The sequence below is a fragment of the Ulvibacter litoralis genome (assembly GCF_900102055.1).
In the GTDB taxonomy this organism is placed as follows: Bacteria; Bacteroidota; Bacteroidia; order Flavobacteriales; family Flavobacteriaceae; genus Ulvibacter; species Ulvibacter litoralis.
Genome location: NZ_FNBA01000001.1, coordinates 1,171,579 through 1,188,425, shown reverse-complemented (window position 1 = coordinate 1,188,425; position 16,847 = coordinate 1,171,579). Strand labels below are relative to the sequence as shown.

The following is a 16,847-nucleotide window of genomic DNA, read 5'->3' as shown; positions in this document are numbered from 1 at the left end:
TTCTACTTTCAGCTTCTTCCTATATTTTCATAAGCTTTTATTAAAACTGGCTACTTTACACTGTAAGTAGCCAGTTTTTTTTAACTTTATAAGTAAGTACAAAGAACGATGCTAAAACAACAGCTTAACTTTAAATTATCTCAAAAACTATCGCCTCAGCAAATCCAGCTGATGAAGTTGATACAGTTGCCTACGCAAGCTTTTGAACAACGTATTTCGCAAGAAATGAATGAAAATCCTGCGCTTGAAGGAGGAAAAGATGATGACGATACGTACGATGAAGATTTTAACAATGAAGACGAATACGAATCGGACAGTGAAGTTATTGAAACCGACATCAATGTGGACGATTATTTAAGCGATGACGAAACGCCTAGCTATAAACTTTCTGCCAATAACTACAGTGCCGATGATGAAGAGAAAGACATGCCGTATGCTTCTGGAACTTCGTTTACTCAACATTTAACACAACAATTAAACACCTATCGTCTGGATGAAGAGGAAAAGGAAATTGCCGTGTTTTTAGTGGGGAGTATAGACGAAAGTGGTTACATACGCCGAGAACTTATCGATATTGTTGACGATCTTGCGTTTACACAAAACATTTATACCAGTGAAGACAAGATTGAAAAGGTATTAAAAATTGTACAAGATTTAGATCCAGCAGGTGTAGGTGCACGTGACCTTCAGGAGTGTTTATTAATTCAATTAGAACGAAAAGACACTACAGAATCTGTAGCTCTTGCTATTTCTATATTAGAAGAAGCCTTTGATCATTTTTCAAAAAAACACTATAAAAAATTACTTCAGAAGTTTGACATTTCAGAAGACCAATTGCGTGGTGCTATTCAAGAAATTGAAAATTTAAATCCGAAACCTGGAGGTGCTTATTCTGGAAATAATCGAATGGTAGAACACGTTGTTCCCGATTTTGCCATTACTATTGTGGAAGGAGTTTTAGAATTAACGTTAAATGGTAGAAACGCTCCAGAACTTCATGTTTCGAGAGAATACACCAACATGCTGAAAGGCTACAAAGAGTCGAAAGACAAATCGAAATCGCAGAAAGATGCCGTTCAGTTTATAAAGCAGAAATTAGACGCTGCAAAATGGTTTATTGACGCTATCAAACAACGTCAGCAAACTCTTTTTGTTACGATGAATGCTATTATGCATCAGCAAGAAGAATATTTTTTAACGGGTGACGAACGTAAACTGAAACCAATGATTTTAAAGGATATTGCCGATAAAATTAATATGGATATTTCAACGGTTTCTAGAGTTGCTAATAGTAAATACGTTGATACTCCCTACGGAACGCGATTGATTAAAGACTTTTTTAGTGAGTCGATGAAAAACGATCAAGGAGAAGATGTTTCAACCAAAGAAATAAAAAAAATACTAGAGATTACAATTTCAGAAGAAGACAAAAGAAAGCCATTAACCGACGATAAACTAGCTAAAATTCTGAAAGAAAAGGGATATCCAATTGCCCGTCGTACTGTCGCAAAATACCGCGAACAATTAGATTTACCGGTCGCAAGACTTAGAAAAGAGATTTAATGAACTTCTTCATTCGCCTCGCCGCCTATTTATTTCATCCGCTTTTAATGCCTTTGTTAGGTGCAACCTTATATTATATCGTGACACCTCGATTTATTGAGTTAGAGATCATGCAAGCGCGTTTATTCTCTATTGCAATTATCACACTGTTCATACCTATCATTGTTTTCTTTCTACTGAAAAATATAGGAGTGTTACAAAGTATTCATCTTCAAAGTGTAGGAGAACGAAAGATTCCACTAATGGTACAATGCCTATTACTGCTGTTGATTATTAAGATGGTTTTTGATCCTTATGAAAGTCCCGAATTATATTACTTCTTTGTAGCCATACTTTTTTCAAGCATTAGTGCATTAATACTCGTTCTCTTAAAGTTCAAAGTTAGTTTACATCAAATGGGAATTGCAGGTGTAACCATGTTTTTAATAGCCTTAGGGATACATTTTAAAGTTAATGTATTGGTAGGTATTGGTTTTTTCTTTATCGCAAATGGCTGGGTAGCTTCTTCGCGCTTACACACAAACTCGCATACGGGAATAGAACTTATTATTGGTTTTTTTGTAGGGATACTACCGCAGCTAGTGATGCTTAATTTCTGGCTATAAGATATAAAACATAAGTCCGACACTAATGGTTTGAAACTTTACGGACTCTCCTGTAGTTGTGACTGCATTTTTGAAAAAGGGGTTTACGCTATAGTACGCAAAGAAATTAAACGTATTATACCCAAAACTCAATGTGGTTCCAAGTCTTAATTTTTCAAACTCAGGAATTGAAGTCTGATTTACATTGTTTCCAGACTGTTTAAAGCTCGCTTTGTACCAATAGGTATAACCAGCCCTAAATCCCGCATAAACACGCCAAAATCGGTAGGTAGTTGCCGTAGAAGACCTCCATCGAAACTCTATAGGAAGTTCTACCGCTGCTGTACTAAATCGGTTGCGCGAATAATCTACTTCTGAATCGTCTAGAACAGTAAAAATTGTTTCATCATTAGTATCCTCACCAATAAATAAGGTTTGACCAAATTCATTAAATGAAAATCCTAGTCCAACGGCTATAGCAACGTTTCGCTTTGTATTAATTGGCATATCTCTCAAATACCCAAATTGTATTCCGCCTGAAAGTCCGCGAATGTCCACGCCACTTGGAACATTGGTTAAAAGGTTATAGGTTGCCCCTACATAAAATTGGTCTTCTCGGTATTTAGCGTCTCCTAAATCGCTTGGAATAGTATCCTGTGCCATCAGAGTAAATGATAGCAATAGAAAGATATAAGAATTAAATAGATGCTTAGACATACGATAAATATAGTTGTATTTTAATTTATCTGAAACAAAAAAACGCCTTGTACTGAAAGTTCAGTGACAAGGCGTTTTTTAAGTATTATAAAAACGTATTACTTTCCAATTTCGGTACCTGGTGCAGCAATATAAATAAGCTTTAACATATTTAAGTCACGTAACTCTTGTTTAATGTCTGTTACTAGACCTGTGTTAGTTTCCTTATCTACTTTTAAAGCCACCATTACTTTATCTTGAAGTTCTGGTAAAAGTTTTTGTCTTGCTTCAGTCAAAGCGAATTTTACATTCGAAACATCTGTGTACTTATCTCCAATTTGGATTTTACCTTCCTTACCATACTTATCTGCATAGCGAGCACTAGGTTTTCCAGCGAAAATATATACTGAACGATCTTTCTTCAGTTTTTCAACTTGATCTGCTTTTGGCAATTCGTTTTTCACCAATAGATTATTATTTCTTAATACAGTTACAACCATAAAAAAGAACAATAACATAAATACAATATCTGGTAAAGATGCAGTATTCACTGGTGGTAACTCACCGCTTTTTTTCTTTGTGAATTTTGACATAATTTTCCTTGTTTTATTGTCCTGTTTTTTTCGGTTCTGCCTCAGATAGTTTCAAAGGAAATAATTTTTGGATATTCTCTAATTTAGCCTGAGCCGCCTCTTCGTTTCCACTATAATTCCCTTCGTCAATAGCCTTCTTAACTTCGGTAAATTTCCATCCGTATAAACGTTGAGACTCTCTATCTCTTAAAAAGTTGTACGCCGCCACTAATTCATTTTGAACAGCGATATACATTTTATAAGAAGTAAGCCTATCGTTTTGTACAGATATTACTGCCTTGTCAGGATTGTCTGATGAATCAGGACTTCTTTTCCCTTTACAATGTGCACAATATTCTGGTGACCCTTTTGCAGCCCCACCATTGTCTAAAAATTCGATTGCAGCTTGACGTAAATCTTTAAGCTCCATCAAATCATCCTCAACAAGCAATTGATCATTTTTATTCACATTTACAATGAATAAGTTCTTTTGCTTTATAACTGGAGGATCGACTACATCTTCATTTGGAGGCAACTGTCTAGCAATCCCCTTATCTTTCTCGATGGTAGTTGTTACCAAAAAGAAGATAAGCAACAGGAATGCGATGTCTGCCATAGACCCTGCATTAACTTCTGGTGTTGCTCTTCTTGCCATATTATTTTGTTGTTATTTTCTTAATTCCACTAAATACCATTGCTGCAATTGCAAGAACTCCTAAGATATAAAATACATACAGTCCCGTAGAGATCCATTTAGAACCACTAGCTGAAAGCATTGTACCATCTTTTAACATTGTTTCTGTACCGTCTGATAAAACATAAGATACGACTACGATTGCTAAGAAAGATCCAATTGCAATAAGTGTATTTTTAATATTCCCTGATAAAAGTCCTTTTATCACAAACACTATTACAAAAAGAAGTACAATGGCCAACATGATATACGCTACATATAAAAACCAATCTAGTCCTTCTCCGGTTGCTTTAACAGCATCATCTCCCTTAGAAACTATCATTGCAAGAGAAATAACTCCAGCAATACTAAGGATTAATGCTACTATTTTTAAAATTTTATGTAAACCCATTATTGGTGTGTTTTAAAATTATCTTTTGTTTTTGTAGTCTACCAACATATCAATTAATGTGATAGATGCATCTTCCATACTGTTTACAATGCTATCAATTTTTGCAATGATATAATTGTAAAAAATTTGAAGAATAATCGCTACAACTAAACCAAATACAGTTGTTAAAAGTGCTACTTTAATACCCCCTGCTACAAGAGAAGGATTCATATCACCTGCTGCTTCAATTTTATCAAATGCTAAAATCATACCAATTACAGTTCCCATGAAACCAAGCATTGGAGCAAGAGCGATAAATAATGAAATCCAAGAAACGTTTTTCTCTAATTGTCCCATTTGAACACCACCGTAAGCAACTACTGCTTTTTCAGCAGCTTCAATACTTTCGTCTGCACGATCAAGACCTTGATAGTAGATAGATGCTACAGGTCCTTTTGTATTTCTACAAACTTCCTTAGCAGCTTCAATACCACCACTACTTAATGCGTCTTCTACGTTTTGAGCTAACTTTTGAGTGTTAGTTGTAGAAAGATTTAAATAAATAATTCTTTCAATAGCAATTGCTAAACCAAGAATTAAACATAAAAGTACAATCCCCATAAAACTAGGACCCCCTTCAATGAAACGTTGTTTTAAATCTTGATGCCATCCTTGTGGCTCCTCTGTTGAGCCAGCTTCCTCATCTTGTACAAATGATACAGTCGCTGCTGTAGTTAGAGATTGTGTGCTTGTTGGCGAAGTTTGTGCTGCAGATGCAGTTAATGTTCCCGCAAAAACTAGTGCGGCAATTGCCATAATAGAAAATAATTTTTTCATTGCTATCGACTTAAAGATTTGTTTTTAGTTTAAGGTTTTAAAGATATAAAATAATTTAGTTAATCTGCAATAATATATTTAACGCAAGCCCGTATTTGCTGTATTTAAAGTTGTTACCAATACAATTTTAAGTTAAAACGTAATTTATTAAGGTAAACTACCCTATTGAATCTTCTTTTTTAACCAAAAAAGTCGCTTCTTTTTAACGTAAAAACGCATAAATAACTATCAAACAGCACGATTTCAAACAGAAATCATCTTTAAATTTCTTAATTAAAAGAAAATGTTTCTATTTAAACAAGCTAGAATACATACAATCGTATTCTTACCCACAAGCATCACATTTCAAAGTACTATTACAAATTTGCAGAGAGGAAGGGATTCGAACCCTCGATACGCTTTTGGCGTATACACGCTTTCCAGGCGTGCGCCTTCGACCACTCGGCCACCTCTCTATTATAAAACCCAAAGGGTTAAAATTAATAGGATGGCAAATAACAAAAAAAAGTAACGCAATAAAAAGACTTTAGTCTATTATTTATTGCATTTCACCTCGTAATGATGTTTCAAAGATGGTTTTAAAGCTATTAGACGAAACATTTTGCCCCATTAAATACATTAATTTTGCCAAAGCAGCTTCCGTAGTCACGTCTTTCCCTGAGATAACACCCATCTTTTTAAGGTCCATACTCGTTTCATATTGCCCCATACTTACGCTTCCTCCAGAGCATTGTGTTACGTTAACAACGGGAATTTTCTTTTGAAGTACTTTTTTAATGGCTTTTAAAAACCACTCTTCGTTCGTGCAATTGCCGCTACCATAGGTTTCTAAAATCAATCCTTTTAAATCTGGATAGGCTAAAAGGTATTCTAACGTAGGTCGATCTAATCCTGGAAACATTTTAATCAAGAGAATATTTGATTCCATTTTTTTATGAACCTTCAACTTTTTTCTTCGATTGGCTACAAACAATGCTTCGTTATTTACCTTTAAATGCACTCCACTTTCTACCAATGGAGGATAATTTAACGATGCAAAAGCTTCAAAATGTTCGGCATTTATTTTCGTTGTTCTGTTTGCACGGTATAATTTGTATTCAAAATAAAGACAAACCTCTGTGAGTACAGGTCGCCCCTTTTCCTGTAAGGCTGCAATCTGAATAGACGTAATTAAATTTTCCTTCGCATCTGTTCTAAAATCACCAATAGGTAATTGAGACCCTGTAAATACGACTGGCTTTGCTAAATTCTCTAGCATAAAACTCAAGGCTGAAGCTGTATAAGACATTGTATCACTACCATGCAATACCACAAAACCATCATACGCTTCATAGTTAACCTCTATAAGTGTTGCTATTTCTGCCCAAAAAGAAGGATTCATGTTCGAACTATCTATAGGAGCCTCAAAACTAGTGGTTGCAATGTCACAATCTAATAATTTCAACTCTGGAATATGTTTCAATAAATCGTCAAAATTGAAATTACGCAGTGCGCCAGTTTCAAAATCTTTGATCATCCCAATAGTACCTCCTGTATATATAAGTAGTATGTTCGATTTTTTTGTCATTCTTCTCTGAAGTTTTAGATCCCAAAAACTGCTTTGGAATTTTCTGTCGTGATGTGGGCTATTTCGGCTTCGGAAAGCTGGTAAATATCTGAAAGCTTTTTACTTACATAACAAAGATAACTGCTTTCATTACGCTTGCCTCGAAATGGCACGGGAGAAAGGTAGGGCGAATCAGTCTCTAATACAATATGTTTCAAGTCTATTTGATGTAAGAAGGTATCAATCTTCCCATTCTTAAAGGTGACAACACCCCCAATACCTAATTTCATATTATACGAAATTGCTTGTTTAGCTTGCTCTAAACTTCCTGTGAAGCAATGAAATATTCCGAAGAGATCCTCTCCTTTTTCACTTTCTAACACTTCAAAAACCTCGTTAAATGCCTCCCGACAATGAATTACAATAGGTAGTTTATGCTTTTTCGCCAACTGTATCTGATACCGAAATGCTTCTTGCTGAATGTCTAGCGTTGAAGTGTCCCAATACAAATCAATTCCAATCTCACCCACTGCATAAAAATTCCGCTTTTCAAATTGCGCTTCTATATGAAGAAGTTCCTCTTTATAATTGCTTTTTACCGATGTAGGGTGTAATCCCATCATCAAATAAACCTGATCTGGATACTTTTGTTCTAATTGGTACATCGCCTCCGTTGTCGCAGAATCTATTGCGGGTATAAAAAAACGAGTCACTCCAGCCGCTATGGCACGTTGCATCATTTCGTCTTGGTCTGCTTCAAAAGCATCACTATATAAATGTGTGTGGGTATCTGTTAACATACTGCAAAGCTACTTATTTTGTTTGCTATCTTTACAAAAAAAGTAACGTGACGCATCTAAGAAATTTCCTTGAAGGCAATGGTTTTTACAGAATTCCATTAAAAAAATTAGCTACAGGACACTATAAATTTTCAGCAAAAATAAACAATATCGCAGGCCAATTCATCCTAGACACAGGAGCGTCAACGAGTTGCATTGGTTTTTCACATACAAGTCATTTCGCACTTACCAGTGAAGAGAGCGACATTAAAGCAGCTGGGGCTGGGGCTATTAATATGGAAACCAAAGTAGCTAGAAATAACACCATTCAAATTAAAAAATGGACGACTTCAAAAATGGATTTTGTTCTTTTCGACTTATCTCACGTAAATGAAGCCCTTCGACAAGCAGACGAAACAGCTGTTCACGGGATTATTGGCGCGGATTTTTTAAAGCAACAAAGAGGGGTTATTGACTATGGAAGAAACTGTCTGTATGTTAAATAGATTGCTAAAAAGTTGATTTTTTTTTAGTACTTTTAATACCTACAACAAACTTAAAAAACACGAATGCTTCACAAATCTTTAGTTATAGCTCCCCTGCTATTTCTGTTTGCCATCTCTATGGTTGCACAAGATGTAAGGCATTATAAAAACATCGCAGACACAACAACCGATAACGTCTTAAAATTAACCGCTTTAGACTCTGTCTTATCAAAATCGTTTCGAAAAGACACAAAAACATTTATCGATTATAGCCAAATTTACATCAATCTTGCCAAAGATATGGACAGCATTGAGCAAGCTGCAAAAAAAGCAATGAACTTGCAGCATCCACTTACCAATATTGGCAATGATCCAGAAAAAGCAATTGTAATTTTAAACGGGGTGTTAGCTCATAAATATAAAATTAAAGACAGCTTTTTATTAGGAGGCTTGTATTTAAAAAAGGGACTCGCGCACTACACAAAAAATTACAAAGAAGCTATTGAAGATTATACCTTAGCGTTACAAAATTTTTCTAGCAAAGATTCCATTCACATCGCAGACGCTTTACTACTACGAGGTCATGCCCGGTCTAGTTTAGGTGAGTTTGTATCTGCCCGTAAAGACTTTAACGATGCCTATATTATTTATGAATCGCTAAAAGACTATCAATACATGCTCCGAGCACAACAAGGTAAAATTACCATGTTTAGCATCAATGGATTTTATGAGCTTGCTAAAAAGGAACGGGCCGAATTAATCACAAAATTAAAAACACTTGATTTAAAAGAGTTTTTATCGACGGAATATTTCAACCAAGCACTCGATTATCAAAAAACAGGTGATTCAGAACTCAGGTTAAAGTATTTATTAGAAGCCAAGAAAAACCTCACAGACACACTAAACACAAAGATGTTTATTAATATTCACTCCAAATTATCTGAATATTATAGCGAACACAAAGAATTAATAAAGGCAAAACAAGAAATTTTAACCATCAAGCCGTATTACGACAGTGCACTCGGAGACCCTAGTGCTGAACTAAACTTTAACAGCGCTCACGCCACCTTTTTAATTGCAATAGGCGATTATGACAACAGTTTATTTTACGCAAATAAAAAACTTGAGAATGCTGAAAAACTTGGTGTTGAAGACGAAATCATGGATTCGCACTTAATGCTTTCAGAAATTTATAAAAACTTAGGAAACTACAAAAAAAGTTTAGAAAACAAAGACCAATATGCCGTAATTAGAGACTCTCTTTACAGCAGAAGTAACGCAAATTCCCTCGCCTATTATCAAACCCTATTTGATATGCAAAAGAAGGAAAAAGAACTGGTTGAAAAGAATACCAATATTAAATTACTAGAGAAAGATACCCAAACCTTCAAAAAAGTAATGTTCTTTATCAGCTTAGCTATTATGTTGGGCTTCGGAATCATTCTGCTTTCCAGAAACAGACGTAACTTAAAGAGTAAAAAGAACCTTCAAGAAGGATTTAGCCAAAAATTATTGGTATCGCAAGAGCAAGAACGAATGCGAATATCGAAAGATTTACACGATGGTATTGGGCAACAACTACTGGTTATAAAAAACAAACTTATTTCTACTGGAGACCAAGATACAATGGAGATGGTTGATAAAACCATAGATGAAGTTCGAAACATCTCAAGAGACTTACACCCTTTTGCGCTTCAGGAATTAGGCATCACAAAAGCAATAGAACACACCATTCGTCAGATAGATGAAAACACGAGTTTATTTATTTCTTCGGAAATAGATAACATCGATAATTTGTTTACTCCTGAAGAAGAAGTGAATATTTATCGCATTGTTCAAGAAAGTTTGAGTAATATTATAAAACATGCCAATGCCGAAGCAAGTAAAGTACTTGTAAAAAGATTTGCGAACAATATTATCATCTCTATCAAAGACAATGGCGTAGGGTTCGATTTTAACGAAAAATACCAAGACAAGAAATCACTTGGATTAAAAACACTTCTGGAAAGAACCAAAGTATTAAAAGGTCAGATGAAGGTGATTTCCAAAATTGAAAATGGGACCATCCTAGAATATAAACTTCCACTACAATGAACAAACACAGCATAATTACTGCAGATGACCACCCACTACTTTTAAAGGGACTTAACGACTTTTTATTAGAAAAAAAGTACAATGTTATCGGTAGTGGAAACAACGGAAGAGAAGCCTATAATTTAATTACCAAAATGGATCCTGACATTGCAATATTAGACATTCAGATGCCATATATGTCTGGATTGGAAATTGCTAAAAACTGTAAAACAAACGGTTTAAACACAAAAATTGTCCTAATTACGCTTCACAAAGAGAGAGATTTGTATCAAAAGGCGCAGGACCTTAATATATTTGGATACATCTTAAAAGAGTTTGCGCTCGAAGAAATTGAAAACTGCATTAACACAGTATCAAGCGGAGAACATTATTACAGTCCAAAAATAATGGAACTCTTGGCAGATGACATTCCTGAAGACAGTGCTCTTACCGACTTAACGCCTTCAGAAAAAAAGATTTTAAAGCTTATTGCAAAAGATAAAACGAATAAAGAAATCGCTTCTTTGCTGTTTATATCGTATCGAACAGTAGAAAAACACCGAAGTAATATCATCAACAAACTGAAACTTGAACCTAAAACAAACAGCCTGCTAATCTGGGCCAAAGAGCATCATCAAAAGTTTTTTTAATCCTTTTGTAGCGGAATCTAATTAATATACGTGTTTTTACGTATTTCATAAATCAATCATAGCGTGTACTTTTATAGTATGAAAGTTATTATGATTCCTTTAGATAAAAATACACTCTCTGAAAGCTCTAAAAAAACATTATTTGTTGTTTTAGTCATTTCAATTATAACAGTGGTCACATTAAATGTTGCAAATTACTTTGTTCCATTTTTTCTATAAATATTATTCAAAATTTCCAACTAACTTACACCAAAAAAAAACCTGACTTTTATAAAGTCAGGTTTTTTTTTACATATAGTATTCAACTACTAAAGCTCTAAAGCAGCTTTAATGTTGTTATTCATCAGTAATTCTTCTGGATTTTCTAGTGCTTCCTTAACAGCAACCAAGAATCCCACAGACTCTCTACCATCAATAATACGGTGATCGTAAGACAATGCGACATACATAATTGGTGCAATAGCAATAGCGCCATCACGTGCAATTGGTCTTTCAACAATATTATGCATTCCTAAAATACCCGATTGTGGTGGGTTAATAATAGGTGTAGACAACATACTACCAAAAACACCTCCATTAGAAATAGTAAATGTACCACCTGTCATTTCATCTACGGTAATTTTACCATCTCTCGCTCTAATTGCAAGTCGTTTTACTTCTGCTTCAACACCTCTAAAAGTTAAGTTTTCTGCATTTCTAATAACAGGCACCATTAATCCTTTAGGACCAGATACTGCAATCGAAATATCTTTAAAATCATGTTTAATTTGGTAATCGCCATCAATCATTGAATTCACATCTGGATACAACTCTAATGCGCGAACAACCGCCAAGGTAAAGAAAGACATAAAGCCTAATCCTACACCGTGCTTTTCTTTAAACTGCTCTTTGTATTGTTTTCTCAATTCGAAAATAGGTCCCATATCTACTTCGTTAAAAGTAGTAAGCATTGCCGTTTCATTTTTTGCTGAAACTAAACGTTCTGCTACTTTACGACGTAACATTGATAACTTTTTACGCTCGGTACCTCGAGATCCATTTCCTGGAGTTCCCATTGAAGGTACTGAAGCATTTTCAGCATCAGATTTTGTGATACGACCATCACGACCACTTCCTTTTACTGAAGTTGCCGAAACATTTTTTTCGTCTAAAATTTTCTTCGCTGCTGGCGAAGGAGTTCCTGTTGCATAACTTTCTTTTTTAGCTGCTACAGGTGCTTCTTTTTTGGCTTCTACTGGTGCTGCTGCTTCAGTTTTTGTTTCCTTTTCGTCTGAAGCTCCATCAGGTCGAGCTGCTTCTGTGTCTATTAAACAAACAACCGCTCCAACTGCTACAGCATCGCCTTCTTCAGCCTTTAGGGTAATAATTCCACTAGCTTCTGCTGGAAGTTCTAGTGTTGCTTTATCACTATCTACTTCAGCAATGGCTTGATCTTTTTCAACCCAATCGCCATCTTCAACTAACCATTGAGCTATTTCTACTTCGGTTATGGATTCTCCTGGTGAAGGAACTTTCATTTCTAATGCCATAGTATCATTATTTCAATCTCAAAAAAAGAGACATTTATTATTTATTTTTCAATTGGTTTTGCGCTGTATAAATATACTAACTACGCTTCATTTTTATCAAAAACACTTTCAATTACTTTTGCTTGTCTCGCTTTAGAACGAACACTGCTTCCAGAAGCAGGTGCAGCATACATTTTTCTACTACAAACTCTAAAGTTTTTAGCAGCGTCAAAATGCATTAATACATGCGAATATGCCCCCATATTCTTAGGCTCTTCCTGTGCCCAAACAATATCGTCTGCATTTTTATATTTTTCAATAGTAGCAGTCATCATAGCTGTTGGTAATGGAAACAATTGCTCTACACGCACCAATGCAACATCATCCCGCTTATCGGCTTCTTTTTTCTCTAATAAATCGTAATAGAATTTACCGGAAACAAATACTAACGTTTTCACCTTTGCGACTTTTGCTTCTGCATCATCGATAAGCATTTGGAAACTTCCATTTGCAAATTCTTCTTTTGTAGAAAGCACTTTTGGGTGACGTAACAAACTCTTAGGAGTAAACACAATTAGTGGTTTACGGTACTTTATTTTTTGTTGTCTTCGTAACAAGTGATACATATTTGCAGGTGTGGTACAGTCTGCAACAAACATATTATCGGTAGCGCATAACTGAAGGTAACGTTCCATTCTTGCAGAAGAGTGTTCTGCCCCTTGACCTTCATAACCGTGAGGCAATAACAACACCAATCCATTTTGAAGCTTCCATTTATCTTCGGCTGCCGAAATGTATTGATCTATCATAATTTGCGCCCCATTGCTAAAGTCTCCAAATTGTGCTTCCCAAATTGTAAGTGTCATCGGACTCGCCATTGCGTATCCATAATCAAATCCTACAACTCCGTATTCTGATAATAATGAATTATAAATATAGAAGTCGGCTTGCTCTCCTTTTAATTGGTTTAGCAATACCACTTCTTCTTCACTTTCTTCTACTTTAATTACTGCGTGACGGTGTGAGAACGTTCCTCTTTCAACATCTTGCCCACTCATTCTAACATCGTGGCCTTCTTTTAACAAAGTACCATAGGCTAACAATTCAGCCATTGCCCAGTCTAATTGATTGTCTTCAAAGTACATCTGGTGACGTGCTTCAACAAGACGTGAAATTTTCCGAAGAAATTTTTTGTCTTTAGGCAGTTTCGTAATGACCTCAGCAATTTCAGTAAGGGCATCCAAATCGAATGTCGTATCGACAGACTCCATCATTTTATCCTCTTCAGCATACACATACCCTTGCCACTCATCGGCCATGAAAGGAGTGATCTCAGTCGTATCTTCTTTTCTAGAATCTTCTAAATTCTCTTCTAGTTTATCTTTATATTCTTGCTCTAATTTTGCAGTATATGAGGCATCAATAATACCTTGTTTGATCAATTTATCTGCATAAATATCTCTCGGATTTTCATGCTTTGCAATTGCTTTGTATAATTTAGGCTGTGTAAATCTCGGTTCATCACCTTCATTATGCCCGTATTTTCTATATCCTAGTAAATCGATAAATACATCGCGCCCAAATTGCATTCTGAAGTCTAACGCAAATAACATACCGTGAACTACTGCCTCAGCATCATCTGCATTAATATGCAATACAGGCGATAAGGTTACTTTTGCAACATCTGTACAATATGTAGACGAACGTGCATCCAAATAATTGGTTGTAAATCCTATTTGGTTATTTACAACAATATGAATGGTTCCGCCCGTTTTATACCCATCTAACTGTGCCATTTGCACAATCTCATACACCAAACCTTGTCCAGCAATTGCTGCATCTCCGTGTACAATAATAGGCAATACTGCTTTCTGATTGTCTTTGTAATGATCGTCTTGTTTTGCACGTGCAATTCCTTGCACAACCGCTCCTACCGTTTCTAAGTGAGAAGGGTTTGGCGCAATATTTAAATTGATCTCTTTTCCAGATTTACTTTTACGTTTCGACGTCCATCCAAGGTGATATTTTACATCACCATCAAAAATATCTTGTGCGTAATCTTTTCCGTCAAACTCACTAAAGATGTCTTTAGCACTTTTTCCGAAGATATTGGTTAGCGTACTTAAACGTCCTCTATGTGCCATTCCCATGACAAATTCTTTGACACCTTTTTCTGCTGCATTTTCAATGAGCGAATCTAAGGCCGGAATTAAACTTTCTCCTCCTTCAAGAGAAAATCGTTTTTGTCCAACATATTTTGTGTGTAAAAATGTTTCAAAAGAAACAGCTTCATTTAGCTTTTTAAGAATGTCTTTTTTCTGAACTTCTGAAAAGTTGGGCTGATTGTCATTAATATTCAGTTTCTTTTGAATCCACTGAAGCTCTTCAGGTTTCCGAATATACATATACTCGATTCCTATTGAATCACAGTATATACTTTGGAGATGTCTAACGATTTCTTCCAAAGTTGTTTCGCCTATTCCAAGGATTTCTCCTGCTTTGAAAGATGTTTGTAAGTCGTTTTGAGACAACCCAAAATTTTCCAATGCAAGTGTAGGCTCGTATTTTCTTCTATCACGAACTGGATTCGTTTTCGTAAACAAGTGTCCACGCGTACGGTATCCGTCTATTAATTTAATAACCTGAAATTCTTTTAGAACATTTTCAGGAACTGTTGCTGTTTCACCTTGCTCAATACCTAAAGCTTCAAGCGATCCGTTTTCTATTCCAAAGTCAAACCCTTGGAAAAAAGCCCTCCAACTGGGTTCAACCCTATCGGGAAAGTTTAAATAAGTATCGTAAAGTTCTGCTATATATGCAGGGTGAATTGCGTTAAGGAATGAATATTTATCCATAGTAGGATTAAAAAGTGATCTATTTTATAAAACGAAACAAAAATACAATAAATCCATAAACTACATTCCTCGATTTTATATATTTATAGAACAAAACTCTTAATTATTTACTAATGAAAAGTCAATATTTACTTAAAAGGCCCTTTGCATTCTTCTTATTTACTTTATTTCTGTCCAGCTTTGCGATGCAAGCACAGGTAAATGCACAAGATAACACCGACACTTTTTGGTCGCATGTACGCTTTGGAGGAGGGCTCGGACTTAGTTTTGGCGATGGTTTTTTTAGTGGCACCATTGCGCCAAGTGCCATTTACCAATTTGACGATCAGTTTGCTTTGGGAGTGGGTGCTAATTTTACATACAACGAACAAAAAAATAGATACAACACCACCATTCTTGGCGGAAGTGTCTTAGGACTTTACAATGTGATTCCGCAGTTGCAACTTTCGTTAGAATTTGAACAACTAAATGTGTCTCGAAAATTTGAAGAGTTTCTAAATATAGCCGACGACACCTATTGGTATCCAGCATTGTTTGTAGGTGCTGGGTATCGCATCCAAAACTTTTCAGCAGGAATTAGATACGATGTGTTGTACGACGAAACGGATAGTATTTACGCCAATGCGTGGGCTCCTTTTGTTCGAGTTTATTTTTAAACGGAACGCGCCATTAAAGATAATCCAAACTCACGCAATGTATTTTTGCTTTCAGAAGAAATAGCAATCTTTTCTAGATCTTCATTTGCCTTTTGAGTGTATTTTACGATTTCTTCTTTGGTTGCTTCGGAAGCTCCTGTAGATTTAAAAATAGCGGTTACTCTCTGAATCTTATCGGAAGGGTCTTTAGGATTTATACTGAATAAATGCTCTAATTCTTCCGCTTCATCTTTTGTACCATTTTGAAGCGCTTTCAAGTACAAAAAGGTTTTTTTATTGGTAATAATATCACCTCCCACTTGTTTTCCAAAGTTTTTAGGATTTCCAAAAGCGTCCAAATAATCATCTTGCAATTGAAACGCAATTCCTAAATTTCGCCCAAAAGCATAAATCCTCTCTTTACAACTTTCCGAAGCACCTGCAACAATAGCTCCCATTTTCATTGCTGCTCCAATTAAAACGGCCGTTTTATAATCGATCATTTTAATATACTCAGGAATTGTAACATCGTCTCGAGTTTCAAAATCAACATCGTATTGTTGTCCTTCACAAACCTGTAAGGCTGTTTTACTAAACAACTTTGCTAAATCTCTAAACAAAGAAGCATCGTATACTTCAAACAACTGATACGCTAAAATTAGCATCGCATCGCCAGATAATATCCCTGTGTTTAAATCCCATTTTTCGTGAACAGTTTCTTCTCCGCGACGCAAGGGTGCATTGTCCATAATATCGTCATGAATTAAAGAGAAATTATGAAACAACTCAATTGCCAATGCAGCATTCATAGCTTTTTCGTAGCTGGTTCCAAAAAAATCACAACTCAATAATGTAAGTGTAGGACGTAACCGTTTTCCTCCTAAAGACACAATGTACTGAATAGGCTCGTACAACTGTATGGGTTCTTTTACTGCTACACTTGAAGTAAGGTGTACGTCTAATGCTTCACTATATTTTGCTAAAATGTCCATTCAAAAAA

At 35.5% G+C, this 16,847-nt stretch carries 16 protein-coding genes and 1 tRNA gene; 6 read left to right on the top strand and 11 right to left on the bottom strand.

Features of this window, described 5'->3' with window-relative positions; translation table 11 throughout:
- Positions 1–108: 108 nt before the first annotated feature.
- On the top strand, positions 109–1,563 hold the full coding sequence (rpoN, locus tag BLQ00_RS05460) for an RNA polymerase factor sigma-54 (RefSeq protein ID WP_093141539.1): 1,455 nt from the start codon (positions 109–111) through the stop codon (positions 1,561–1,563).
- Positions 1,563–2,168 carry a hypothetical protein gene (locus BLQ00_RS05455; RefSeq protein WP_093141537.1) on the top strand — a complete coding sequence of 202 codons (606 nt, stop codon included), beginning with the start codon at positions 1,563–1,565 and terminating at the stop codon, positions 2,166–2,168. Before rpoN ends, BLQ00_RS05455 begins: the two co-directional genes overlap by 1 nt.
- On the opposite strand, the gene BLQ00_RS05450 is transcribed toward BLQ00_RS05455, so the two are convergent.
- The 8 genes from BLQ00_RS05450 to BLQ00_RS05415 form a co-directional block, all read right to left on the bottom strand.
- A complete protein-coding gene (locus BLQ00_RS05450; RefSeq protein WP_229792573.1) occupies positions 2,163–2,810 on the bottom strand; it encodes a porin family protein in 648 nt (215 codons plus the stop codon). The genes BLQ00_RS05455 and BLQ00_RS05450 overlap by 6 nt on opposite strands.
- 152 nt (positions 2,811–2,962) lie before the next feature.
- Complete coding sequence (locus BLQ00_RS05445) at positions 2,963–3,436, bottom strand: ExbD/TolR family protein (protein WP_093141532.1); 474 nt, start codon at positions 3,434–3,436, stop codon at positions 2,963–2,965.
- A gap of 13 nt (positions 3,437–3,449) precedes the next feature.
- Positions 3,450–4,070 (bottom strand): ExbD/TolR family protein, encoded by a 621-nt coding sequence (locus BLQ00_RS05440; protein ID WP_093141529.1) that lies wholly within the window; start codon positions 4,068–4,070, stop codon positions 3,450–3,452.
- 1 nt (position 4,071) lies between these two features.
- A complete protein-coding gene (locus BLQ00_RS05435) occupies positions 4,072–4,500 on the bottom strand; it encodes a hypothetical protein (RefSeq protein ID WP_093141528.1) in 429 nt (142 codons plus the stop codon).
- Positions 4,501–4,518: 18 nt separating this feature from the next.
- On the bottom strand, positions 4,519–5,316 hold the full coding sequence (locus BLQ00_RS05430) for a MotA/TolQ/ExbB proton channel family protein (protein ID WP_093141525.1): 798 nt from the start codon (positions 5,314–5,316) through the stop codon (positions 4,519–4,521).
- Positions 5,317–5,683: 367 nt separating this feature from the next.
- Positions 5,684–5,771, bottom strand: a tRNA-Ser gene (locus BLQ00_RS05425).
- 83 nt (positions 5,772–5,854) lie between these two features.
- The gene (locus tag BLQ00_RS05420; protein WP_093141523.1) at positions 5,855–6,883 is read right to left on the bottom strand and encodes an asparaginase; all 1,029 of its coding nucleotides are present in this window, start codon (positions 6,881–6,883) and stop codon (positions 5,855–5,857) included.
- 14 nt (positions 6,884–6,897) lie between these two features.
- Positions 6,898–7,662, bottom strand: a complete 765-nt coding sequence (locus BLQ00_RS05415; RefSeq protein WP_093141520.1) for a TatD family hydrolase — start codon at positions 7,660–7,662, stop codon at positions 6,898–6,900.
- A gap of 47 nt (positions 7,663–7,709) precedes the next feature.
- On the opposite strand from BLQ00_RS05415, the gene BLQ00_RS05410 reads away from it, so the two are divergent.
- From BLQ00_RS05410 to BLQ00_RS05400, 3 genes are all read left to right on the top strand, one after another.
- The gene (locus BLQ00_RS05410) at positions 7,710–8,147 is read left to right on the top strand and encodes a retropepsin-like aspartic protease (protein ID WP_093141518.1); all 438 of its coding nucleotides are present in this window, start codon (positions 7,710–7,712) and stop codon (positions 8,145–8,147) included.
- Positions 8,148–8,210: 63 nt separating this feature from the next.
- On the top strand, positions 8,211–10,220 hold the full coding sequence (locus tag BLQ00_RS05405) for a tetratricopeptide repeat-containing sensor histidine kinase (RefSeq protein WP_093141516.1): 2,010 nt from the start codon (positions 8,211–8,213) through the stop codon (positions 10,218–10,220).
- Positions 10,217–10,849 carry a response regulator gene (locus tag BLQ00_RS05400; RefSeq protein ID WP_093141513.1) on the top strand — a complete coding sequence of 211 codons (633 nt, stop codon included), beginning with the start codon at positions 10,217–10,219 and terminating at the stop codon, positions 10,847–10,849. The genes BLQ00_RS05405 and BLQ00_RS05400 overlap by 4 nt, the downstream gene beginning before the upstream one ends.
- A gap of 308 nt (positions 10,850–11,157) precedes the next feature.
- Here BLQ00_RS05400 and odhB read toward each other — a convergent pair whose 3' ends face one another.
- Positions 11,158–12,378, bottom strand: coding sequence for a 2-oxoglutarate dehydrogenase complex dihydrolipoyllysine-residue succinyltransferase (gene odhB / locus BLQ00_RS05395; RefSeq protein WP_093141511.1), 1,221 nt, complete (start codon positions 12,376–12,378; stop codon positions 11,158–11,160).
- Between the two features lie 80 nt (positions 12,379–12,458).
- Complete coding sequence (locus BLQ00_RS05390) at positions 12,459–15,212, bottom strand: 2-oxoglutarate dehydrogenase E1 component (protein ID WP_093141508.1); 2,754 nt, start codon at positions 15,210–15,212, stop codon at positions 12,459–12,461.
- 113 nt (positions 15,213–15,325) lie between these two features.
- On the opposite strand from BLQ00_RS05390, the gene BLQ00_RS05385 reads away from it, so the two are divergent.
- The gene (locus tag BLQ00_RS05385; protein ID WP_093141506.1) at positions 15,326–15,868 is read left to right on the top strand and encodes an alpha-ketoglutarate decarboxylase; all 543 of its coding nucleotides are present in this window, start codon (positions 15,326–15,328) and stop codon (positions 15,866–15,868) included.
- Here the strand turns inward: BLQ00_RS05385 and BLQ00_RS05380 are convergent.
- Complete coding sequence (locus tag BLQ00_RS05380) at positions 15,865–16,839, bottom strand: polyprenyl synthetase family protein (protein WP_093141503.1); 975 nt, start codon at positions 16,837–16,839, stop codon at positions 15,865–15,867. The genes BLQ00_RS05385 and BLQ00_RS05380 overlap by 4 nt on opposite strands.
- Between the last annotated feature and the right edge of the window lie 8 nt (positions 16,840–16,847).

Bases quoted from the DNA above. Each gene is read 5' to 3' on its own strand.
- BLQ00_RS05420 (WP_093141523.1), bottom strand. From the start codon at position 6,883: ATGACAAAAAAATCGAACATACTACTTATATATACAGGAGGTACTATT.
- BLQ00_RS05440 (WP_093141529.1), bottom strand. From the start codon at position 4,070: ATGGCAAGAAGAGCAACACCAGAAGTTAATGCAGGGTCTATGGCAGAC.
- BLQ00_RS05380 (WP_093141503.1), bottom strand. From the start codon at position 16,839: ATGGACATTTTAGCAAAATATAGTGAAGCATTAGACGTACACCTTACT.
- BLQ00_RS05415 (WP_093141520.1), bottom strand. From the start codon at position 7,662: ATGTTAACAGATACCCACACACATTTATATAGTGATGCTTTTGAAGCA.
- BLQ00_RS05385 (WP_093141506.1), top strand. From the start codon at position 15,326: ATGAAAAGTCAATATTTACTTAAAAGGCCCTTTGCATTCTTCTTATTT.
- BLQ00_RS05435 (WP_093141528.1), bottom strand. From the start codon at position 4,500: ATGGGTTTACATAAAATTTTAAAAATAGTAGCATTAATCCTTAGTATT.
- BLQ00_RS05405 (WP_093141516.1), top strand. From the start codon at position 8,211: ATGCTTCACAAATCTTTAGTTATAGCTCCCCTGCTATTTCTGTTTGCC.
- BLQ00_RS05450 (WP_229792573.1), bottom strand. From the start codon at position 2,810: ATGGCACAGGATACTATTCCAAGCGATTTAGGAGACGCTAAATACCGA.
- BLQ00_RS05445 (WP_093141532.1), bottom strand. From the start codon at position 3,436: ATGTCAAAATTCACAAAGAAAAAAAGCGGTGAGTTACCACCAGTGAAT.
- BLQ00_RS05390 (WP_093141508.1), bottom strand. From the start codon at position 15,212: ATGGATAAATATTCATTCCTTAACGCAATTCACCCTGCATATATAGCA.
- odhB (WP_093141511.1), bottom strand. From the start codon at position 12,378: ATGGCATTAGAAATGAAAGTTCCTTCACCAGGAGAATCCATAACCGAA.
- BLQ00_RS05430 (WP_093141525.1), bottom strand. From the start codon at position 5,316: ATGAAAAAATTATTTTCTATTATGGCAATTGCCGCACTAGTTTTTGCG.
- BLQ00_RS05400 (WP_093141513.1), top strand. From the start codon at position 10,217: ATGAACAAACACAGCATAATTACTGCAGATGACCACCCACTACTTTTA.
- rpoN (WP_093141539.1), top strand. From the start codon at position 109: ATGCTAAAACAACAGCTTAACTTTAAATTATCTCAAAAACTATCGCCT.
- BLQ00_RS05455 (WP_093141537.1), top strand. From the start codon at position 1,563: ATGAACTTCTTCATTCGCCTCGCCGCCTATTTATTTCATCCGCTTTTA.